The organism is Bradyrhizobium oligotrophicum S58 (assembly GCF_000344805.1).
Taxonomy (GTDB): domain Bacteria; phylum Pseudomonadota; class Alphaproteobacteria; order Rhizobiales; family Xanthobacteraceae; genus Bradyrhizobium; species Bradyrhizobium oligotrophicum.
In genome coordinates this window covers 8,077,376-8,097,475 of the sequence record NC_020453.1, presented here as the reverse complement: position 1 = coordinate 8,097,475, position 20,100 = coordinate 8,077,376, and the positions used below count along the sequence as shown (strand labels likewise).

Sequence of the window (20,100 nt, the reverse complement as noted above, 5' to 3'; positions counted from 1 at the left end):
GGTTTGAGCGTCAAGACATGGCCTGCAGCAGCGCCGAGATCTTCATCGTCGCAAAGTTGGAAAAGCTGTCCGACACCGCGTACGGCAGAATGAGCTGCTCGTTGTGCCGCATCGCTCCGCAGGTATAGACCACGTTCGGAACATATCCCTCGCGCTCGGCCGGCTCCGGCTGCAGCAGCGGCTCGCTCGACCGCGCCAGCACCTTGGCGGGATTTTGCTTGTCGAGCAGAACGGCGCCGATCGAATATTTCCGGACCGGGCCGACGCCGTGCGTGAGCAGCAGCCAGCCTTCGTCCAGTTCGATCGGAGACCCGCAATTGCCGATCTGGACGAACTCCCAGGGGAATTGCGGCTTCATGATCGCCTGCCCACCGTCCCATCTGTAGAGATCGTCCGAGTAGACGAGATGGAGGTTCTCGTTGTCCTGGCGTGCGATCATGGCGAACCTGCCGTCGATCCGGCGCGGGAACAGCGCCATGCCCTTGTTGCGCGCGGCTGAGCCCTGCAGCGGCGACATCCGAAACGACAGGAAGTCGCTGGTCTCGATCAGCTCCGAGCGGATCGCCGTGCCCTTGTAGGCGGTATAGGTCGCGTAATAGGTCGTCCGCGCGCCGTCACTGAACGCGACGAAGCGCGCGTCCTCGATGCCGTTCGACTGCGACTCCGTCACCGGAAAGATCACGCGCTCGCTGATGTCCTGGCCGGGATTGAAGTCGACCTCGACTTCGTCACCGATCGGTCCGGGCGTCCGGGTCCTGAGCCGCGGTGTCGATGCCAACCGGGCGGTCGGCTCGATGGCGATGCTGCCGTCGGCCGCCACGGTGCCGGCACGAAACGTCAGCGACGAGATATGTCCTTCGCCGACGGCACGGAGGCTGAGAATGAAGCGCACGCCGCCCGTCGGCGTCCCCGACTGATCAGGATGCGGGACGATGCTGGGATTGAACAGGGCAGACGCTTCAAAGGAATACTCATGCATGAAATAGGCGCCGATGAGCTGGCGCTGCACGACGGAGAATGTGCAGTGCGCCACGAGGGCGTCTTCCATGTCGTTGGCACGGTGTTCGAATGCCTCCAGCAGATTGCGATGCCGGCCCTCGAAATTCTCCAGCACGTCCGCGAGCTGCTTTGCTGCCGCCGCCTTATCCAGCCGGAGAACACGTTCGACGATGTGGTTGGCGCGCGTCTTGTCGGTCGGGTTGAGGTCGCGCGGTTCGGTCGCCGGCTTGAACGGGCGTACGATTACGCGGGCGGGGTCCGGGCGTAGATAAAGCGCTTGCCGATTGAGAAAGGTGACGTGCAACGAGGTGCCCCTTGTTTGGCGCGGTGAATGCTGAGTCAGGCGACGACGGCGCGAAGCGCCACGGGATGGGGCGGGTTGACGTCAGCGCGTGCCAATTGACGGATCTCGGCCAGCGCCAGCAGATACGACACGACCGACTCGCCCCCGCAATTCTCGTTGGCGCGATCGAAATGCAATCCGTCGCGGCAACAGCCGGTCTCGGGATCGGCAAGTGCGACCGACAGGTCGTTGTTGCCGAGAAACCACGAGAACGCGCCCGTTGCCGCTGTCTTCCATCCGGCATCTTTGTCGGCGCGGTCAGCGGCCAGGCAGGCCGCAATGGTCGCAGCAGCCTCCAATGGCTGTTGATCGAAGGCGTGGGGAGGTTTCCGCAACTCACCGAAGCCGCCGGTGCCGACGGGACGGAAATGGCCCGCCGGTGCAGTCTGCTGTGTCATCAGCCAGCGCAGGGATCTCAGCCCGGCGTCGATGTGGACGGGTGTTTGCGTTGCCAGGCCTGTGACGATCAAGGCCTGCGGCAGCCGCGCATTGTCGTAGGCGAGGCCGTCCTCGAACCACGGCCAGTCCGGCGTTTCGACCGATGCCAGGATGGACAGCAGCTGTCCGGCAAGAGCGCGGCGGACATCCTGCGCGCGGTGATCATCGGGCGCCGCCATGCAGTAGCCGTCGAGCCCGAGCAGCGTGAAGGCCGAAGCGCGCGGGGAACGAAAGCCTGCCGCGGCGGGCAAGGCCTGCGCGAACAGGGCCCGCGCCCAGCGGCGCCGCGAAGGGCTGGCGTCGCTGCGCGTGCATTCGCCCAGCGCCCACAAGGTCCGGCCATGGCTGTCCTCCGAGCCGCTGGGTTCGAGCCATGTGCGGTTGAAGCCCATGAAGTTGCGAAATCGCCCCGTGTCGGGATTCCAGGCGTGCTGTACGAAGGCGGCAAAGCGCGCGGTCAGCCCGTCCGGCATGGACGTCTCGCCCGCTCCGTTGAGAGCGCAAGCCAACAGCAGAGCGCGGGCATTGTCATCCACGCAATAGCCGTGCGCGCGATCGGGCACCGAATGGACGGCGTGCTGAAACAGGCCGGTGTCGTCGCACATCGACAGAAAATGCTCCAATCGCATGTCGGGAGGCGGCGGGGCCGGACAGAGCGGCGCGATCACGGCGGGCGCGGTCTGCGCGATCAGCTTGAGCCGGTGCCCCTGCCGCGCGTGCTCGAATATCGTCATGTAACGCTCGGCGGTGCGCTGCCAGGTCATGGGCCGGCTGGCGGCGTAGGCCCGCTCGCACATTGCCTGCCGACGCCGGTCGTCGGTCAGCAAGTCCGCGATCTCAGTACCGATCCGCGCCGCATCGCCAAAGGGGACGAGCACGCCGCGTCCCTCGGCCAGCAGCTCGCGCGCATGCCAATACGGGGTCGAGACGACCGGTTTGCCGAGCCCGAAGCTGTAGGCGAGCGTCCCCGACGTCATCTGCGCTTCGTTGAGATAGGGCGTGACGTAGACGTCGCACATCGAGATGAATTCGAGCAGCGTGGCCTGATCGACGAACTGGTCGAGGAACACGACGTGGTTCTCGACGCCGAGCTCGCGCACGCGCGCCATCAGCTTCTCGCGATAGGCTTCGCCTTCGTTGCGGACCAGATTCGGATGCGTCGCGCCGAGCACGACATAGACCGCGTCCGGCCGCCGCTTCAGGATCGCAGGGACGGCATCGATCATGACCTCGATGCCTTTGCTGGGGGACAGCAGGCCGAATGTCAGAATGACCGAGCGGCCGCTGAACCCCAGCCTTGCCTTCGCCGCGTCCGACGCGACCAGGGGAAAGTCGGGGATGCCGTGGGCAATGACCTCGATCTTGTCCTGTGGCACGCGATAGACGCCATGGAGCAGCTCGCGCCCCTTCTCGGCCATCACGACGACTTTCGCAGACGCCTCCGCGACGTGCTCGGTCACCATGCGCTGGATCGCGCTGGGCTTCGCCAGCACCGTATGCAGCGTCGTGACGACCGGCATGCTCAGGCGGGTCAACAATTCCAGGATGTAGGCGCCTGCGTCGCCGCCGAAGATCCCGAATTCGTGCTGCAGGCAGACGACATCGAAGCGACCGGCGTTGAGGGCGGTTGCGACGCGCGCATAGTCCTGGAGATTGTCGTCCTCGACCTGCAGGACGACCGAGGCGGGATAGTCATGGGCCTGATTACGGTCGGTCATCGCTACGATGCTGGCCTGCGGATGTTGTCCTGAATTCGAGATCGCGCGGTGCAGGTCGGTCGTGAATGTCGCGATGCCGCAGCGGCGAGGCAACGAATTACCGATCAGCGCAATCCTGCGGGATGGCGTCATGTCTGTGCCTCCGAAAGAGCGGATGCCGCGGCATCGGGCAGCGCTGGTTCGATGATGTCGACGGAGCGGCCCCCGAGGCGCTGCAGCAGTGCTGCAACCGGGCGGGCTGCCGGATACGCAACCAGGACGGTCAGCCCATCGCTTCCGACCTCGATGCTGTTACGACCGCCACCGACGAAGAGGGCCTGTCCGAGCGAGACCAGGGAAAGCCCGATCGCCGCATGACCGCCGATCACGAGAATCCAAGTCTCCGGCTCCGCCAACAACGCCCAACTCGACGCCGGCTGCAGGTCGATGCGTTCGAGGACGAAGTGCCGGCTGGCGATCAGCGCGACCCTCTCATCCGAGAGGCGGATCGGATTGGCCTGAGGTCGCAGCGGCCACGCATGGGCAACGGCGATGCCGCTGTCGATATCCAGGTCACGCGCTCTGTCATAGTCGAACAGACGGAACGTCGTATCGCTGCGCTGCTGGATTTCGGCCAGCACCAGCCCGGCGCTGATCGCGTGGATGGTGCCGGCCGGAACGAAGATGACGTCGCCGCTCGCAACCGAACGCCATTGGACCAGTTCGACGATCGAGCCGTCGGTGATCGATGTTCGCAATTGCTGGGGCGTGACCCGGTGCGTCAAGCCAATCCCGATTTGTGCGCCCGGCTTCGCCGAGATGATGTACCACGCCTCACTCTTGCCGTTCGGCAATCCCATGGCACGCGCGAAGGTGTCGTCCGGGTGAACCTGGATCGACAGCGGCGCGCTGGTGAATAGCAGCTTGATCAACAGAGCAGGTGCGGGGCCGTGCTCGGCGGTGCGTTCGAACCACAGCTCGCCCACGGCGTCGACGGCGCCGCTGATGTCGCTCCACGGCTGGAGATCGGTGGCACCCCAGGGCTTGCGCACTGCCCGTACCCGCGTCTGTTCAATGGTCATGAATTGTCCTCAACGGGTGGCGCGCACGCCGGCGCGGCGTGCCGCTGCTTTTGTGGTCGGTTACGATGTGTCTGGTCGGGACGTCGCGGTGTCGGACGCGCCGTCTGGAAGACGATGATTTCGTCAGTCATGCTGAGACGTGAGCTGTCCGCGGCAAACAGCTGCGTGCTGCGTACGATCGATGAGGCGAAAACGACGGGCAGCGCCTCACGGCGTGATCCCTTTCGTGATCGCGGACCAGCCGGCGATCGCTTCTGCGATCGACGTTCTGCGGTGACAGCGCGCGGATTGTCCGCGGCGCGGCGCCTTTCAGGTCGGCATCTGGGGTGGCGGACGCGTGGAAGATGTTCACCGCGCGTGAATATCAGCGAGTCCGGCATGATTGACCGGCATGGGCGCAGACAGCAACAGCGTCGCGCGGTTGCATGCGGCGAGGATCATCGAGAACGATGAGGACGTGGCGTACGTCCTACCGCTTCTTCTTGTCGGCGGAAAAATCCGGCTGCCATGCTCCGGCTTTTTGGCTCGGCGCTGTGGCGATGCTCTTGGGCTTCTCCTTCTTGGGTTTCTTGGTTTCGCGATTGCCTTTTTGCTGACCTTTGGCCATGTCGGTCTCCTTGGCTGATGTTTCAGGCTGGTTCAATTCGGCGAACGAAGACACCGCAGACAGTCTGCGAAGCGCGCGTCAGCCCTGCCCGCGAGGGCAGTCGGCGGGGTCGCTGTCGTCCACCCTCTGCCAACAGGGGCGTCGTGGTGGTCTGCTCTACGAATGGAGTGCGGCAGCTGCGAGCACGATCAGGAACAGCAGGAGCGGAACAACGATGGGTGGAACGATCCACTCGCTCAGACGAAGCTGCGGCATAGGTCACTCCTCGCGTGTTTTGCGGCGGGAGCGCTCGTAACCCTCAGTCACCGGTGAATGCCGTCGGAATGGCGATGATCCGCATTTGTACACCCTGGCTCGTGCAATAGCGAGCACCAAAGTGCGGCGACCCCGTCGGGCACGGGCCAGACGCTCATTATTTCCTGCGATGAGAAAGCGTTGGCTATTGGCGGCCGCAAGGCGCATGATCGGCAATCATTCGCGATTAGTTCGGCGGAGTTCGTCCGAAAGGCAGGCGTATATGAGCACTCGCTCACGGCGCGAATTCGTCACCTTCAAACATCCGTTTCGCATCAGGAGCATCGAGAACCTCTTGCCCGAAGGTACTTATGAGGTGGTCACTGATGAGGAGACCATCGAGGGATTGTCCTTCGCTGCCTATCGCAGGGTTGCGACGATGATCATCGTGCCCGTCTTGGGTTCGCACGGGGCCGCCGTGGAGATGGTGTCGATCAGCTCGGTCGACCTTGCGGACGCGCAGCGCGTCGACGCGAGTGCATCGGATGACTGACGAACCGCTCGATCTCGACAGGCGCCGCGGCATGAGCGAGCAGAAGGCGGTGGATCTTCGCCGCGCGCTGGCAGAGGCCGAAAATCATGCGCGGGAGCTGCGCGAGCGGCAGGCCGCTCTCGAGCAGCATCTGCTCGCGAATGCAGCTGCGTCTTGGCCGGAAGCGGCTGCAAAGGCGCGCTACTTGCTCAATCTCTACGCAGCGAGCCTGTCGGACCAGGATACCAGGCACCGAGAGCTGATCGCCGCCGTTCTGGCGGACTTCACCCGGTTGACCGGGGACAGCTGACGGGACCGGCGCTGTCGTAGCCGCGTGCCGTGCTAGGCAGTGCGTGCGGCTTGGCCGGCTCAAACGCCCGCGCCTCAAAACAGCCCGGCGCGCGGTCCATGACTGTTGCCCTCGCGCGACAACTTCCGGGGCGTCCGGCCGTTGGGCCCATTTTCTTGCCTTTGCCCGACAATTGCCCCGCCTTCGGCGCAACATATCGGAACATCGTTAAGGCTTGAGCAGTATCCAGCCCAGGGGTGCGGACAGGGACGACAGATGCGACGGGTGGTCTTGGTGGTGACACTGCTCTTCGCGACCGCGGTCCGCGCTGAAGAGATGGCGTTCTACGTCCTGGGCGTCGGCGCCGATTCCTGCGAGCGCTTCATCGCCGCCGCCGAGGAGCAGCCGCCCGGCACCTACAAGGCGATCGGCAATCCCGACGGTCCGTACGTCAATGCGATATCGAAATATCAGCAATGGATGATGGGCTACGTCTCGGCCGTCAACGCCGCGCGCGGCGACGAGGGCATGCAGATCAAGCTCGATCTCACCGAGATGGACAGCTGGATGCGCAACTGGTGCAGCCGCAACCAGCGGCGCACGGTGTTCCATGCGCTGCAGGCGTTCGTGAAGTCGCATTGACGGACTGGCGTACCGAGGTGCGGGCGAGAGGGCCTTACTTCGGCGCGCGCTTGGCGAGGATGCGCTGCAGGGTGCGGCGGTGCATGTTGAGCCGGCGCGCCGTTTCCGAGACGTTGCGGTTGCACATCTCGTAGATGCGCTGGATGTGCTCCCAGCGCACGCGGTCGGCCGACATCGGGTTCTGCGGCAGCTCGGACTTGTCGCTGACCGTCGACAGCAGGGCGGCGACGACGTCGTCGGCATCCGCGGGCTTCGCCAGATAGTCGACGGCGCCCATCTTCACGGCCGTGACGGCAGTGGCGATGTTGCCGTAGCCGGTTAGCACGATGGCGCGCGCCTCAGGGCGCTTGCGCTTCAGCGCCGACACCACGTCCAGGCCGTTGCCGTCGCCGAGCCGGAGGTCGACCACGGCAAAGGCCGGGGCCGACTTGCCGATCTGCGAGATGCCTTCGGCCACGCTCTCGCAGGAGGTCACGGTGAAGCCGCGGGTCTCCATGGCGCGCGACAGCCGCTCCAGGAACGGCTTGTCGTCCTCCACGATCAGAAGAGAGCGGTCCGGGTGGTTCGTCAGTTCGGCGATGGCGCCCACAGGCATATCCTCGAGAAGAAGGCTCGGTGTTGCGAGACGATCTGTCATAGGAGACATATGGCCCTCGCTTGGCGGCCTGCCAAGGTCGCGGGTTTGCCGCAGTCTGCGGCGTGACGCCGCGCGGGCCGGCTTCGTATACCAGCGGCGGCTTTCCGCCGATCAGGGTTCCGTGGCGTCGCCGTCCTCGCTGGCCTCGAAACGCCGCCGGGGCCAGGCGATCTGGACCACGGCGCCATGGTCGGGAAAGGTGCGGTTGGAAAACGACACCTTGGCGCCGGTGCGCTCCAGCAGGGTGCGGGCAATGAACACGCCGAGCCCGAGGCCGCCACCCTGGTTGTCCTCGGTGCTGCGCCGGCGCGACAGATAGGGCTCGCCGATCCGCTTGAGAATGTCGGGCGCGAAGCCCGGACCGTCGTCGGAGACCACGAGTTCGACCGTGTCGTTGTTCCACCAGGCGTTCACCTCGACGGCATTGCGCGCGAAGTCGACGGCATTCTCCAGGATGTTGCCGACGCCGTAGAGGATCGCCGGATTGCGGGTGCCGACCGGCTCCTTCGCGGCGGTCACTGCGACGCGCACCTTGATGTCGACGCCGAAATCGCGGTGCGGGGCGACCGTCTCCTCGATCAGCGTCGACAGCTTCATGCGGTCGAACATCGAGCCGGTGGATGACAGCTGCGTGATCTTGCCGAGAATGTCGCGGCACCGCTGCGCCTGCTCGCGCAGGGTCTTGATGTCCGACGTCACTTGGCCGTTGTCCTGCAGCGCGCGCTCCAATTCGCGCGAGATCAGTACGATGGTCGCGAGCGGCGTGCCCAGCTCATGCGCGGCTGCGGCGGCGAGGCCATCCAGCTGGGTGAGGTGCTGCTCGCGCGCCAGCACCAGCTCGGTGGCCGCGAGTGCGTCCGACAGCTTGCGCGCTTCCTCCGTGACCTGGAACGCGTACAGGCTGGTAACGCCGATCGCCAGCGCGATCGAGAGCCAGACGCCGAACAGGTAGATCGGCGGGAAGATCAGCGGCTCCTCGCCCTCCCACGGCAGCGGCAGATGCATGAAGAACAGTGCGGTGGCGCAGGCGACGGCGAGCAGGCCGAGGGTGATCGTGAGGCGCACGGGCAGGGCGGTCGCCGCGATCAGCACCGGCGCCAGGAACATGTAGGAGAACGGGTTCTCCAGCCCGCCGGTGAGATAGAGCAGGATCGTCAGCTCGATGATGTTGAGCGCGAGGAGGCCGCCGGCATGGGCCGGCTCCAGCAGCTGCATCGGGTTGAAGGCGATCTGCAGGCCGAGATTGAGCAGCGCCGACACGCTGATCACGGCGAGACAGGGCACCACCGGCAGGTCGAACTCCAGCCCCTGCACGACGATGAAGATCGCGCTCAATTGACCCAGCGCCGCCAGCCAGCGCAGCCGCAGGATGGTGTCGAGCCGGACGCGCTGGCGCGGATGGCGGTAGTCGATGTCGGGCGTATCGATGGTCAGGGCGTCGGTCATGGATCGGAACTTAATGCCGGGCAGGCGCGGCGACAAATCGGGCCGGCCGTTGGTGGCCTGTTGCGGTTTGCGGCACAATGCCTCAATGAACTCTCGCCATGACGCAATATGACGCAGCGCCGACGCCATCGTCGGCTTCTCCTCCGGGCTCGCCCGCGATCAGCGTGTCGCGGCTGACCAAGGTCTACAAGACGACGACGGCCGTCGACGGCGTTTCGTTCGCGATCCGCCGTGGCAGCATCACGGGACTGCTCGGCGGCAACGGCGCCGGCAAGACGACGACGATCGCGATGATCATGGGGCTGGTGCAGCCGACGTCGGGCGAGGTCGAGGTGCTCGGCCACAGGATGCCGGACGAGGCTGCTGCCGTGCTGGGGCGGATGAATTTCGAGAGCCCCTATGTCGACATGCCGATGCGGCTCACCGTGCGGCAGAACCTCACCATCTTCGGCCGGCTCTACGCGGTCGAGCATCTCAAGGAGCGGATTGCCGAGCTCGCCGCTCAGCTCGATCTCACCGATTTCATCGATCGCGCCAATGGCAAGCTGTCTGCCGGGCAGAAGACCCGCGTGGCCCTGGCCAAGGCGCTGATCAACGATCCCGAGCTGCTGCTGCTGGACGAGCCAACGGCCTCGCTCGATCCTGATACGGCCGACTGGGTGCGCGGCCATCTCGAGCGCTATTGCCAGCGCCGTGGCGCCACCATCCTGCTGGCCTCGCACAACATGCTGGAGGTCGAGCGGCTGTGCGATCGCGTCATCATCATGAAGCGCGGGCGCATCGAGGACGACGACAGCCCGGCCCAGATCATGGCGCGCTACAATCGCTCGACGCTCGAGGAGGTGTTTCTCGACGTCGCCCGCGGCCGTGACCGGGAGGCGGCGCAATGAACGACCTGTCCTTGAGCATCGCGCCGCACCGGATCGGCGCGATGATCCTGCGCTACTGGTACCTCCTGCTGTCGTCGTGGCCGCGACTGCTGGAACTGATGTACTGGCCGACCCTGCAGATCATCACCTGGGGCTTCCTGCAGACCTACATCGCCTCGAATGCCGGCTTCTTCGCCCGGGCCGGCGGCACCCTGATCGGCGCGGTCATCCTGTGGGACATCCTGTTCCGCGGCCAGCTCGGCTTCTCGATCTCCTTCCTGGAGGAGATGTGGGCGCGCAACATCGGCAACCTGATGATGAGCCCGCTGACGCCGCTGGAGTTCCTGCTGGCGCTGATGACGATGAGCCTGATCCGGCTCGCCATCGGTATCATTCCGATGACCTTGATCGCGGTCTGGTTCTTCGATTTCAACTTCTACAGCCTCGGCCTGCCGCTGGTGGCGTTCTTCTGCAACCTGATCTTCACCTCCTGGGCGGTCGGCATCTTCGTGTCCGGGCTCGTGCTGCGCAACGGGCTCGGCGCCGAGAGCATCGTCTGGACCCTGATGTTCGCGCTGATGCCGCTCGCCTGCGTGTACTATCCCGTGCAGGTGCTGCCGCACTGGCTGCAGCTGGTCGCATGGTCGCTGCCGCCGACCTACGTATTCGAGGGCATGCGCGCCCTGCTGATCGACGGCACCTTCCGGGCTGACCTGATGCTGACGGCGTTCGGGCTCAATGCCGCCCTGCTGCTGGCGTCGTTTGCAGCATTCATTGCCCTGTTGCGCAGCGCACGCCGCGCCGGCTCGCTGCTGTCATCGGGTGAATAATCGCGTTTTCCCGTGGATTTCCGGGCTCATTTGGCACCTTTGCGGCGTTGACACGTACAACACCGCATTGACGCTTAATTACGCATTCGGCAGTATGCTGCGTTGCAGAGAGGGTTGAACAAGAATGCCGATAGGTGAGTTTGGCGGTGCACCGCCCCTGGCGTCGGAAGGCAGTCCCGTCCTGACGACACCGATGTACTGGATGTACGAGATGGCGCACGCCTCGCTCAATCCTGCGCGGGCCGTCACCGATGCCACCAAGATCCTGTTTCAAAACCCGCTCAATCCTTGGACCCATACCGAGATGGGCAAGTCGATCGCGGCGGCCTGCGAGCTGTTCGAGCGCACCACGCGCCGCTACGGCAAGCCCGAATGGGGGCTCGACGAGACCGAGGTCAACGGCGTCAGGACCCCGGTCGAGGTCCGCTCGATCTGGGAAAAGCCGTTCGCTCGGCTGCTGTATTTCGATCGCAAGCTGACGCGGCCGCTGCGCAGCCCGCAGCCGCGGCTGCTGATCGTGGCGCCGATGTCCGGCCATTACGCGACGCTGTTGCGCGGCACGGTGGAAGCGTTCCTGCCGACCCACGAGGTCTATATTACCGATTGGGCCGATGCCCGGATGGTGCCGCTGGCCGAAGGCCGCTTCGATCTCGACGACTACATCGACTATGTCATCGAGATGCTGCGCTTCCTCGGCACCAACATGCATGTGATGGCGGTCTGCCAACCGGCGGTGCCGGTGCTGGCGGCGGTGTCGGTGATGGAGGCCGAGCGCGACCCGTTCGCACCGATCTCGATGACCCTGATGGGCGGCCCGATCGATACGCGGCGCAATCCGACCGGCGTGAACAATCTCGCCCAGGAGCGCGGCATCGACTGGTTCCGCAACCACGTCATCACCAAGGTGCCGTTCCCGCATCCCGGCGTCATGCGCGACGTCTATCCGGGCTTCCTGCAGCTGAACGGGTTCATCAGCATGAACCTCGACCGCCACGTCGACGCCCACAAGGCGCTGTTCGCCAACCTCGTGAAGGGCGACGGCGATCAGGTCGACAAGCACCGCGACTTCTACGACGAGTATCTCGCCGTCATGGACCTGGCTGCGGAATATTATTTGCAGACGGTGGAAACGGTGTTCATCAGGCACGCGCTGCCGAAGGGCGAGATGACCCATCGCGGCACCTTGGTCGATCCGTCGAAGGTCACGCGCGTCGCGTTGATGACGGTCGAAGGCGAGAAGGACGACATCTCCGGTCTCGGTCAAACCGAAGCGACACATGGACTCTGCTCATCGATCCCCGATCATCGCCGCGTTCACTACGTGCAACCGGGCGTCGGTCATTACGGCGTGTTCAACGGATCGCGATTCAAGTCGGAGATCGTGCCACGCATTTGCGATTTCATGCTCTCGGCAGCGGATCCGAAGTCGCTGCTCGCCATTGCGGCCGAATGATCGACAACGACACTCTCCGCGCATCCGAATCCGGTTGCGCGTTAACTCTTTGAAGCGACGGTAGAAACCGGAATTCAGGAGTGACTCAAGCAGTGAATGTGGCGTCGCTCTTTGAGCGATGCTTTTGAATCTGAGTTCATCTTTTCGAGGGCGCGAGAGCCCCAACCGGTAGGGTACGGAACCGTCCCGACCGCTGTATGTTGGGCAAATGATTTGTTTTTGCGCCGAGCGCTTTCCCTGGCGGTGGATATGGCAGAATCCGGGCGAGTTCTTCCCTCCCGGACTGACAGAAATGGCCACTCGCGCGCTACTCTATCGGCGGCCCGCCGAACCTTCGCGTCTTCTCGTCAAGCACGGCTCGCAAATCTACTCGATTAGATTGCGTCGTCACCGTCGTGCGCGACGTTATACCCTGAGAATTCATCCGTCGGATCGCGAAGCGATCCTGACGATGCCTCCGCGCGGCACGATCATTGAAGCCAAGGGCTTTGCACAACGTCATGGCGCCTGGATCGCCGCGCGTCTCGGCCGTTTGCCGAAGGCGGCGCCGTTCCTGCCGGGCACTTTGGTGCCGCTGCGTGGCGTGCCGCACAAGATCGTGCATCGCGCCGGCGAACGCGGCACGGTGTGGAGCGAGACGCGCGACAGCGGTGAGAAGATCCTCTGCGTGGCCGGTGGGCTGGAGCATATCGAGCGCCGCGTGCTCGACTTCCTCAAGCGCGAGGCGCGCCGCGACCTGCAGAAGGCGGCCGACGCCTATGCCGACCAGCTCGGTGTCAAGGTGAAGCGGCTGTCGATCCGCGACCAGTCCAGCCGCTGGGGCTCGTGCACGTCCGCCGGCTCGCTGTCGTTTTCGTGGCGGCTGATCCTCGCGCCGCCGTTCGTGCTCGACTACCTCGCGGCGCACGAGGTCGCGCATCTCATCGAGATGAATCACTCGCCGCGGTTCTGGAAGGTGTGCGGCAAGGTCTGCTCGTCGGTCGAACGCGCCAAGAAGTGGCTCGACACCTGCGGCAACGACCTGCATCGCTACGGCATCGACGATTGACGCATCCGGCGATCGAGAGATCGGCGATCCCATTCGCAATGGCCCGGCCCTCTGGTCCGGGCCATTTTTGCATCCGGTTCCAACTGCGATCGGTGATGTCAGAACGGCGACAAGGGCTATCGAATTCTTAAGCCTTCCTGCATGCAACCGGAAGATATCGGCCAATGCGGCGTCGCTTTAACGTGGCCGTAACGCCACCCTCGTCAGATTTACCGCAACCAGCCCCCGAGGTGACGGCCCCCCAAGCTCCGGGTCGTTGCTGCAACCAAAGCGCAGATCGTTTCGCTCGGAACGTGCAGCGCGGCTCAAATCGAATGATGCGTGCAAGCGAGTTCCAACCGGTCGAATCTGCTCACCTGCTCTCGGCCGCGCTCGACCGTGCCAGCGAAGCTGTCCTCATTCTCAATGAGAACGGTCATGTCCATCACGCCAATGCGGAAGCTGCCCGCCTCTTCCGCAAAGATCCCGCGGTCCTGATCGGCGTCGACCTGGCCAGTCTGGGCCTGCCCGATGATATCCTCGAACAGGCGCGCAGCGTCGAACGGAGTGATGCGGCCGGGCCCGGCGCCACCGTCGTGCGCGAATTGACGCTGAAGCACGACGACGGCTCCCGCGACTGGGTGCGTCTGTCCGCCTCCGACCTGTCGTCCGATGACCAGCCCCGCCATTGGCTCGTCATGGTCCGCAACGTCACCTCCGAGATCGAGCTGCGGGAGCGCAACGCGCTGCTGACCTCGGTGGCGGACCGGACCAACCGGGCCGTCATCGTCACCGATCGCGACCTCACCATCCTCTATACCAACGCGGCCTTCGCCAACCTGTTCGGCTACACGCCCGAACAGTCGATCGGGCGCCGGGCCGAAGAGCTGCTGATCGGCCCGTGCACTGATCCCGCCACCGTCGACCGGCTGCGGCAATGCGCCGACGACGACCGCGGCATCGAGGAGGACGTGCTTGTCTACGACAAGGACGGCCACGAGCTCTGGACCACGGCCTATGTCAAGGCACACCGCACCAGGCGCGGCAAGGTGAAGTACCTGTTCGGCCTGCTGACCGACATCAGGGAGACCAAGCAGCTGCGCTCGCTGCAGCAGCTGATCATGTCGTCGCTGGCCTCCGACCTGTCGATCACGACGATCGCCGACCAGCTGTGCCGCCGGGTCGAGGAGCTCGCGCCCGACGTGGTCTGCTCGGTCCTCCACGTCGATTCCGACGGGCTGATTCATCCGCTTGGCGGACCCAGCCTGCCGCCGGCCTATTCCGCAAGCCTGGACGGCGTCGCGATCGGGCCGGATGTCGGCTCCTGCGGCACCGCGGCCTATCTGTGCGAGCCGGTGCTGTCGCAGGACATCGACAATGATCCGCGCTGGCAGCCCTACAAGGCCGGGCCGCTGGGCGCCGGTCTTCGCGCCTGCTGGTCGTCCCCGATCAAGGGCAAGGATGGCCGCGTCATCGGCACCTTTGCCTTCTACTTCCGCGAATGCCGCGGCCCGAGCCCGTGGCACGAGCAGATCGTCGCCGCCTGCATCCAGCTCGGCGCGCTCGCGATCGAGCGCCAGGAGGTCAGGTCGACGATCTCGCAGGTCGCCTATCACGACATGCTGACGGGCCTGCCCAATCGCGCCCGCATTCCGTCGCTGATCGCCGAGGCCATCAAGGCCTGTCCGGCGGGCGGCCATGTCGCCGTGGCCTTCCTCGATGCCGACAATTTCAAGGACGTCAACGACACGTTGGGCCATGCCGCCGGCGACGAGTTCCTGGTCGGCTTCGCCAATCGCCTGCGCGCGCAAATCCGTAACGGCGACATGCTGGGCCGTCTCGGCGGCGACGAGTTCGTGATCGTACTGCAGAATCGCGATCCGCTCGAGGCCTCGCTGGCCGCGGCGCGGATCACCGCGGCCCTCGCCATGCCGCTGACGATCGGCAAGCGGCAGGTGCCGATGTCGGCGAGCATGGGGCTCAGCCTCTATCCCGACAACGCCAAGGACATCGAGACCCTGATCAAGCAGGCCGATGCGGCGATGTACAAGGCCAAGCGCGGCGGCCGCGCGACCTACCGCTTCTTCAGCGCCGACATCGACAAGCTCGCCGAAGAACGGCTGATGCATTCGACCGCGCTGCGCGAGGCGATCGCCAGCGAGGCCCTGACCCTGCATTATCAGCCGCAGATCCGCACCCGGGACGGCGCCATCCATGGCGTCGAGGCGCTGGCGCGCTGGCATGATCCGGTGCTGGGCGAGGTCTCGCCGTCGAAATTCATTCCGCTCGCGGAGGAGTGCGGCCTGATCGAGCAGATCGGCGTGTGGTCGATCAAGCTGGCCTGTCAGCAGATGGCGTCGTGGCGGCGCGCCCGTCTCGACATCCCCTGCATCTCGGTGAACCTGTCGCCGATCAACTTCCAGAACGTCAATCTGGCGGCGATGGTGGCGCAGATCCTGGCGGCCAACGATCTTCCGGCGAAGATGCTGATGCTGGAGATCACCGAAGGCGTGATCCTCAATGAGCGCGCCACCGTGATCGCGACCATGAACGAGCTGCGCAACATGGGCGTCGGCCTGTCGCTGGATGATTTCGGCACCGGCTATTCCAGCCTCAGCCGGCTGGCGCAGCTGCCGATCGACGAGCTCAAGATCGACCGCAGCTTCATGCGCGATTTCGAGAACGACAACGGCACCCGCGCGATCGTGACCGCGGTGGTCAGGGTCGGCCAGAGCCTCGACGTCGCCGTCGTCGCCGAGGGCGTCGAGACCGAGCCGCAGCGGCGCCTGCTCGCCGAGCTGGGCTGCGATGCGATGCAGGGTTTCCTGTTCGCGCGTCCGATGGCCGCCAGCGCCTTCAGCCGCTGGCTGCTGGATTACAGCGCGCACCGCGCGAGCCTGATGCTGCGGCAGGTCGGACGGGCGCTGGCGCAGGCCGGCTCGACCGAGGCCGAGCGCAAGCCGCGTCCCTCGGCCGTAGCAGCCGGCTGATCAGCCGCAAATTGTCGGCCGCGATCACGCGGCCGATCTCACCTCAGCGTTGTCCACCGAACAACCGGTCCACCAGCCAGCCGTCGAGGCCTGCGGCGGCTTCCGGCCGCGCATTGCTGCGGCTCGGCTGAGCGGAACGCGCGCTCGCGGCAGGGGCTGGCGCTGAGGGCGCCGTGATCTGCGAGGCGATCTGCGCCAAGGTCGGGACCAGCCCTGCGCCCTGCGCGTTCGGCAGCGATGCAACCGGCACGCCCTGATGTGCTGCGCGCATGAAGCGGGTCCAGACCTCGACCGGGAGGCCGCCGCCGGTCGCCTTCTTGGTCGGCGAGTTGTCGTCATTGCCGAGCCAGACGCCGGTGACCAGATGCGCGGTGTAGCCGATGAACCAGGCGTCGCGGAAATCCTGGCTGGTGCCGGTCTTGCCGGCGGCGACCCAGCCCGGAATCTCGGCCTTCTTGGCGGTGCCCGAGACCAGCGTCTCCTGCATCATCTGGTTCATCATCGCCGCGTTGCGCGGCTCGATCACCTGCGCCGGCTGCTCGGCCTGGCGCATGTAGAGCAGCTTGCCGTCGAGCGTCTTGATCCGCGTCACCACGTGCGGCGAGACGCTGAGGCCGCCATTGGAGAAGGGCGCATAGGCGCCGACCAGCTCGATCATCGACACCTCGGAGGTGCCGAGCGCGATCGACGGGTTGGGATCGAGCCTGGAGGCGATGCCCAGGCGGTGCGCAGTGCGCACCACGTTCTTCGGCCCGACCTCGAGGCCGACGCGCACCGCGACGGTGTTCAGCGACATCGCCAGCGCCTGGGTCAGCGTCACCGGGCCGAAATACTCGCGGGTGTAGTTTTCCGGCTTCCAGCCCTTGAGATCGAGCGGCGCGTCCTGCCGCACCGTCTCCGGCGTCAGGCCCTGCTCGATCGCGGTGAGGTAGACGAACGGCTTGAAGGCCGAGCCGGGCTGGCGCTTGGCGGTCACGGCGCGGTTGAACTGGCTGTCCGCGTAGTTGCGGCCGCCGACCATGGCGCGCACGGCGCCATCGGGCGTCATGGCCACCAGCGCGCCCTGGCTGACGTTGAATTTCACGCTCTTGGCGGCGAGCTCATCGATGATGGCGGCCTCCGCCACACTCTGCAGCTTCGGATCGATCGTGGTCTCGACCACGATCGACTCCTCGACCTGGCCGACGAGGTCGTCGAGCACCTCGCCGATCCAGTCGGCGACGTAGTTGACGGTGCCGGCGCCGGCCGGCTTCACCGCCACGCTCGGATGCGCGATCTGCGCCTGCGCCTGGGCTTCGGTGATGAACTTGGCGTCGGCCATCGCCGCGAGCACGGTCTGGGCGCGCTTGGCGGCGCCTTCCGGGTTGCGGTTCGGCGCCAGCCGCGACGGCGACTTGACGAGGCCCGCGAGCATCGCGGCCTCGCCGACCGTGACCTGCCGCGCCGACTTGCCGAAATAGCGCTGGGCCGCGGCCTCGACGCCATAGGCGCCGGAACCGAAATAGACGCGGTTCAGATAGAGTTCGAGGATCTCGCGCTTGGAATATTTGCGCTCCAGCCATAGCGCCAGCTCCGCCTCCTGCAGCTTGCGCGCGAGCGTGCGCTCCTGGGTCAGGAACAGGTTCTTGGCGAGCTGCTGCGTCAGGGTCGAGCCGCCCTGCGACACGCCGCGATGCAGGACGTTGGCGACGAGGGCGCGGGCGATGCCGATCGGATCGATGCCGAAATGCTGGTAGAAGCGGCGGTCCTCGATGGCGATGAAGGCCTTCGGCAGATAGGGCGGCAGATCCTTCAGCGCGATATTGGCGCCGGCCATCTCGCCGCGCTGCGCCAGGATGCTGCCGTCGAAGCCTGTGATCTCGATCGTCGGCGGCCGCTTCGGGATCTCCAGCGATTGGATCGGCGGCAGATGCGCGCCGGCCCAGATCACCACGCCGACCAGCGCGATGACACCCCACAGGCCGCAAACGACCGCCCAGTAGACCATGCGGCCGACCGAGAGGCCCCAGCGCGACTTGCCGCGGGCAGGCTTCGGCTTCGGCGCGCGTGGCTTCGGCTCGCGCTCCGGCACGTCGTCGTCATCATCCGGCTCGACCGGCTTGCGCTTGGCTGCGGACTTTTTCGGCGCGTCCTCGCCGGCCGGAATCCGGTCCTTCGCATCGAGGCGCAGATCGGCCATCGCTGCCGCAAGGCCGAATCGCGGCTCCTTGCGTCCGCCGCTCTGTTTCCGTCCCCGCGCCATACGCAACCCGAGCCCGCGACCTGCCGTCCGCCTACGTTAATGTTCGGAGTTTAAGGGGCAGTTAGGAAGAGCTTAACGCCCGATTAGGAGTTTCGCGGCGTCAACGCGGCGTTATGGTTAAGCAGAGGTAAACAACAATCAGGCGAGGGAGATCATGGGCCATATCGATCCCACCAAGGAGGTGTTCGCGCTATTCCGCGAGAACGATCGGCCGGGTCCGATCCACATGCTGAACCTGGTGCGGCTGCGCCAGGAAGCCACTTATCCCGACGGACGCCAGGTGAGTGGCGCGGAAGCCTACGCCGCCTATGGCCGCGAGAGCGGCCCGGTGTTCGAACGCCTCGGCGGCCGCATCGTCTGGCAGGGCCGCTTCGAGCTGATGCTGATCGGCCCGCAGCAGGAGCGCTGGGACCATTGCTTCATCGCCGAGTATCCGTCCGTGCAGGCGTTCGTCGAGATGATTAGGGATCCCGTCTATCGCGAGGCGGTGAAGCACCGGCAGGCCGCGGTGGAGGATTCGCGGTTGATCCGCCACGCGGTGCTGCCGGTGGGCAAGAATTTCGGCGAGGTGCCGGAATGATAGTCCTGCCCGTGACGAGCCGTCTCCGCAACAACAGGTGTCGTGACCCAGTACTCCGAGGGACTTGTGATTGACCGAGAGGCTGCGGCGTACTGGATGCCCCGCCTGCGCGGGGCATGACATGGATACGTGAGGTGGCAGCGCATGCCCATCCCGCGGCCGCCGCCTCCGTGAAGCTGGCGATCATCAAAGCTGTCGTCCCGGGCAAGCCCGGTGACGCAACGCGTCAGCGGGCGCCGACCCGGGACTCATACCGCGTGATCCCTCTGGTGGCAGGTCGCACGTTGAACCTGTCGTGCCCCAAACGCCTCCCGGGGTTATGGGTCCCTGCGTTCGCAGGGACGACACCGGTGACGGAGCGATATCCGGGCTGCACCGATACATCGAGGGTAGCTCCGAGCGTAGCGTCCCTCGCACTCTCAGCTTGTGCAACACATAAGTTTATGCTTATGTGTTGCCATGATCGAGAGTGACATCTTCAAGGCGCTGGCCGATCCGACGCGCTACGCGATCTTCGAGAAGCTCGCCGCCGGCCGCATGAATGCCAGCGCGCTGCGCGAGGGGCTGACGATCAGCCAGCCGGCGATGTCGCAGCATCTTTCGGTGCTGCGCAACGCGGGACTGGTGCGGGAAGAGCGGCAGGGCCGCTTCGTCAACTACGAGGTCGATCCGGACGGCCTGGCGCTGATCGCGCGCTGGCTGGCGAAGTACCGGGCCTATTGGCCGTCACGCATCGATGCGCTGAAAATCCTTCTGAAGGACATGGACCAATGAGCGATGTCGAGACGGATCAGCAGGGCGACGAACTGGTGCTCGACTACGAGCTCGATGCGCCGCCGGAGAAGGTCTGGCGTGCGATCAGCAGCCCCGCGCTGCGCGACACATGGCTGCCATCCGGCGATCTCGCCGATCCCGCCCCGCTCTCGTCCACGCCGGGCGAAGAAGTTCGCTACCGGATGCGCGATGACGAGCCGCCCTATCTCGAAAGCATCGTGACCTTCCAGCTCAGCCCCAATGCTGACGGCGGAACGCGGCTCAAAATCATCCACGGCCCGCCTGCACCGAAGCTGATGCGGCTGACGCCGCCGGCGGCGAACAGCAACACGCGCAGTTATTTGCGCGCGGCCTGACGCTTCACCTCCTCATCCACGCAGTGAACGGGA

18 protein-coding genes are annotated in these 20,100 nt (G+C 65.4%); 11 read left to right on the top strand and 7 right to left on the bottom strand.

Annotation, left to right across the window (positions count from 1 at the left end):
* Nucleotides 1-10: 10 nt before the first annotated feature.
* The 4 genes from S58_RS34970 to S58_RS38760 all read right to left on the bottom strand — a co-directional run bounded on the left by S58_RS34970 (nt 11) and on the right by S58_RS38760 (nt 5,166).
* Nucleotides 11-1,303, bottom strand: a complete 1,293-nt coding sequence (locus S58_RS34970; RefSeq protein ID WP_015670174.1) for a glycoside hydrolase family 130 protein — start codon at nt 1,301-1,303, stop codon at nt 11-13.
* Nucleotides 1,304-1,338: 35 nt separating this feature from the next.
* Nucleotides 1,339-3,630 carry a glycosyltransferase family 4 protein gene (locus S58_RS34965; RefSeq protein WP_015670173.1) on the bottom strand — a complete coding sequence of 764 codons (2,292 nt, stop codon included), beginning with the start codon at nt 3,628-3,630 and terminating at the stop codon, nt 1,339-1,341.
* The gene (locus S58_RS34960) at nt 3,627-4,559 is read right to left on the bottom strand and encodes a class I mannose-6-phosphate isomerase (protein ID WP_015670172.1); all 933 of its coding nucleotides are present in this window, start codon (nt 4,557-4,559) and stop codon (nt 3,627-3,629) included. The genes S58_RS34965 and S58_RS34960 overlap by 4 nt, the downstream gene beginning before the upstream one ends.
* A 469-nt stretch (nt 4,560-5,028) precedes the next feature.
* On the bottom strand, nt 5,029-5,166 hold the full coding sequence (locus S58_RS38760) for a hypothetical protein (protein WP_015670171.1): 138 nt from the start codon (nt 5,164-5,166) through the stop codon (nt 5,029-5,031).
* Nucleotides 5,167-5,683: 517 nt separating this feature from the next.
* Between S58_RS38760 and S58_RS34955 the strand changes: the two genes are divergently transcribed.
* The 3 genes from S58_RS34955 (at nt 5,684) to S58_RS34945 (ending at nt 6,863) form a co-directional block, all read left to right on the top strand.
* Nucleotides 5,684-5,953: a hypothetical protein gene (locus S58_RS34955; RefSeq protein ID WP_015670170.1), complete on the top strand. Its 270-nt coding sequence runs from the start codon at nt 5,684-5,686 to the stop codon at nt 5,951-5,953.
* Nucleotides 5,946-6,242, top strand: coding sequence for a hypothetical protein (locus S58_RS34950; RefSeq protein ID WP_015670169.1), 297 nt, complete (start codon nt 5,946-5,948; stop codon nt 6,240-6,242). The genes S58_RS34955 and S58_RS34950 overlap by 8 nt, the downstream gene beginning before the upstream one ends.
* A 255-nt stretch (nt 6,243-6,497) precedes the next feature.
* The gene (locus S58_RS34945) at nt 6,498-6,863 is read left to right on the top strand and encodes a hypothetical protein (RefSeq protein WP_042340435.1); all 366 of its coding nucleotides are present in this window, start codon (nt 6,498-6,500) and stop codon (nt 6,861-6,863) included.
* Nucleotides 6,864-6,897: 34 nt separating this feature from the next.
* Here S58_RS34945 and S58_RS34940 read toward each other — a convergent pair whose 3' ends face one another.
* Nucleotides 6,898-7,452: an ActR/PrrA/RegA family redox response regulator transcription factor gene (locus S58_RS34940; RefSeq protein ID WP_015670167.1), complete on the bottom strand. Its 555-nt coding sequence runs from the start codon at nt 7,450-7,452 to the stop codon at nt 6,898-6,900.
* Nucleotides 7,453-7,611: 159 nt separating this feature from the next.
* Entirely contained in the window at nt 7,612-8,946 is a 1,335-nt protein-coding gene (locus tag S58_RS34935; RefSeq protein WP_042340434.1) for an ActS/PrrB/RegB family redox-sensitive histidine kinase, read from the bottom strand.
* A 98-nt stretch (nt 8,947-9,044) separates the two neighbouring features.
* On the opposite strand from S58_RS34935, the gene S58_RS34930 reads away from it, so the two are divergent.
* The 5 genes from S58_RS34930 (at nt 9,045) to S58_RS34910 (ending at nt 16,115) form a co-directional block, all read left to right on the top strand.
* Nucleotides 9,045-9,836 carry an ABC transporter ATP-binding protein gene (locus S58_RS34930; RefSeq protein WP_015670165.1) on the top strand — a complete coding sequence of 264 codons (792 nt, stop codon included), beginning with the start codon at nt 9,045-9,047 and terminating at the stop codon, nt 9,834-9,836.
* A complete protein-coding gene (locus tag S58_RS34925) occupies nt 9,833-10,645 on the top strand; it encodes an ABC transporter permease (RefSeq protein ID WP_015670164.1) in 813 nt (270 codons plus the stop codon). The genes S58_RS34930 and S58_RS34925 overlap by 4 nt, the downstream gene beginning before the upstream one ends.
* A gap of 124 nt (nt 10,646-10,769) precedes the next feature.
* The gene (locus S58_RS34920) at nt 10,770-12,098 is read left to right on the top strand and encodes a polyhydroxyalkanoate depolymerase (RefSeq protein WP_042340433.1); all 1,329 of its coding nucleotides are present in this window, start codon (nt 10,770-10,772) and stop codon (nt 12,096-12,098) included.
* Nucleotides 12,099-12,306: 208 nt separating this feature from the next.
* Nucleotides 12,307-13,146 carry a M48 family metallopeptidase gene (locus tag S58_RS34915; protein ID WP_083938752.1) on the top strand — a complete coding sequence of 280 codons (840 nt, stop codon included), beginning with the start codon at nt 12,307-12,309 and terminating at the stop codon, nt 13,144-13,146.
* Nucleotides 13,147-13,463: 317 nt separating this feature from the next.
* Nucleotides 13,464-16,115 carry an EAL domain-containing protein gene (locus S58_RS34910; protein ID WP_042341097.1) on the top strand — a complete coding sequence of 884 codons (2,652 nt, stop codon included), beginning with the start codon at nt 13,464-13,466 and terminating at the stop codon, nt 16,113-16,115.
* A 43-nt stretch (nt 16,116-16,158) separates the two neighbouring features.
* Here the strand turns inward: S58_RS34910 and S58_RS34905 are convergent, their stop codons facing one another.
* The gene (locus S58_RS34905) at nt 16,159-18,357 is read right to left on the bottom strand and encodes a transglycosylase domain-containing protein (RefSeq protein ID WP_042340432.1); all 2,199 of its coding nucleotides are present in this window, start codon (nt 18,355-18,357) and stop codon (nt 16,159-16,161) included.
* 154 nt (nt 18,358-18,511) lie between these two features.
* On the opposite strand from S58_RS34905, the gene S58_RS34900 reads away from it, so the two are divergent.
* The 3 genes from S58_RS34900 (at nt 18,512) to S58_RS34890 (ending at nt 20,067) form a co-directional block, all read left to right on the top strand.
* Nucleotides 18,512-18,937 carry a DUF1330 domain-containing protein gene (locus S58_RS34900; RefSeq protein ID WP_015670158.1) on the top strand — a complete coding sequence of 142 codons (426 nt, stop codon included), beginning with the start codon at nt 18,512-18,514 and terminating at the stop codon, nt 18,935-18,937.
* A 459-nt stretch (nt 18,938-19,396) separates the two neighbouring features.
* Complete coding sequence (locus S58_RS34895) at nt 19,397-19,711, top strand: ArsR/SmtB family transcription factor (protein WP_015670157.1); 315 nt, start codon at nt 19,397-19,399, stop codon at nt 19,709-19,711.
* Nucleotides 19,708-20,067: an SRPBCC family protein gene (locus S58_RS34890; protein WP_015670156.1), complete on the top strand. Its 360-nt coding sequence runs from the start codon at nt 19,708-19,710 to the stop codon at nt 20,065-20,067. The genes S58_RS34895 and S58_RS34890 overlap by 4 nt, the downstream gene beginning before the upstream one ends.
* The last annotated feature ends 33 nt before the right edge of the window (nt 20,068-20,100 follow it).

Excerpts from the sequence above, each read along its gene's own strand:
- S58_RS34920 (WP_042340433.1), top strand. The coding sequence starts at position 10,770 with ATGCCGATAGGTGAGTTTGGCGGTGCACCGCCCCTGGCGTCGGAAGGC.
- S58_RS34900 (WP_015670158.1), top strand. The coding sequence starts at position 18,512 with ATGGGCCATATCGATCCCACCAAGGAGGTGTTCGCGCTATTCCGCGAG.
- S58_RS34905 (WP_042340432.1), bottom strand. The coding sequence starts at position 18,357 with ATGGCGCGGGGACGGAAACAGAGCGGCGGACGCAAGGAGCCGCGATTC.
- S58_RS34950 (WP_015670169.1), top strand. The coding sequence starts at position 5,946 with ATGACTGACGAACCGCTCGATCTCGACAGGCGCCGCGGCATGAGCGAG.
- S58_RS34925 (WP_015670164.1), top strand. The coding sequence starts at position 9,833 with ATGAACGACCTGTCCTTGAGCATCGCGCCGCACCGGATCGGCGCGATG.
- S58_RS38760 (WP_015670171.1), bottom strand. The coding sequence starts at position 5,166 with ATGGCCAAAGGTCAGCAAAAAGGCAATCGCGAAACCAAGAAACCCAAG.
- S58_RS34915 (WP_083938752.1), top strand. The coding sequence starts at position 12,307 with ATGATTTGTTTTTGCGCCGAGCGCTTTCCCTGGCGGTGGATATGGCAG.
- S58_RS34965 (WP_015670173.1), bottom strand. The coding sequence starts at position 3,630 with ATGACGCCATCCCGCAGGATTGCGCTGATCGGTAATTCGTTGCCTCGC.
- S58_RS34890 (WP_015670156.1), top strand. The coding sequence starts at position 19,708 with ATGAGCGATGTCGAGACGGATCAGCAGGGCGACGAACTGGTGCTCGAC.
- S58_RS34935 (WP_042340434.1), bottom strand. The coding sequence starts at position 8,946 with ATGACCGACGCCCTGACCATCGATACGCCCGACATCGACTACCGCCAT.
- S58_RS34910 (WP_042341097.1), top strand. The coding sequence starts at position 13,464 with ATGCGTGCAAGCGAGTTCCAACCGGTCGAATCTGCTCACCTGCTCTCG.
- S58_RS34945 (WP_042340435.1), top strand. The coding sequence starts at position 6,498 with ATGCGACGGGTGGTCTTGGTGGTGACACTGCTCTTCGCGACCGCGGTC.
- S58_RS34930 (WP_015670165.1), top strand. The coding sequence starts at position 9,045 with ATGACGCAATATGACGCAGCGCCGACGCCATCGTCGGCTTCTCCTCCG.
- S58_RS34960 (WP_015670172.1), bottom strand. The coding sequence starts at position 4,559 with ATGACCATTGAACAGACGCGGGTACGGGCAGTGCGCAAGCCCTGGGGT.
- S58_RS34955 (WP_015670170.1), top strand. The coding sequence starts at position 5,684 with ATGAGCACTCGCTCACGGCGCGAATTCGTCACCTTCAAACATCCGTTT.
- S58_RS34895 (WP_015670157.1), top strand. The coding sequence starts at position 19,397 with ATGATCGAGAGTGACATCTTCAAGGCGCTGGCCGATCCGACGCGCTAC.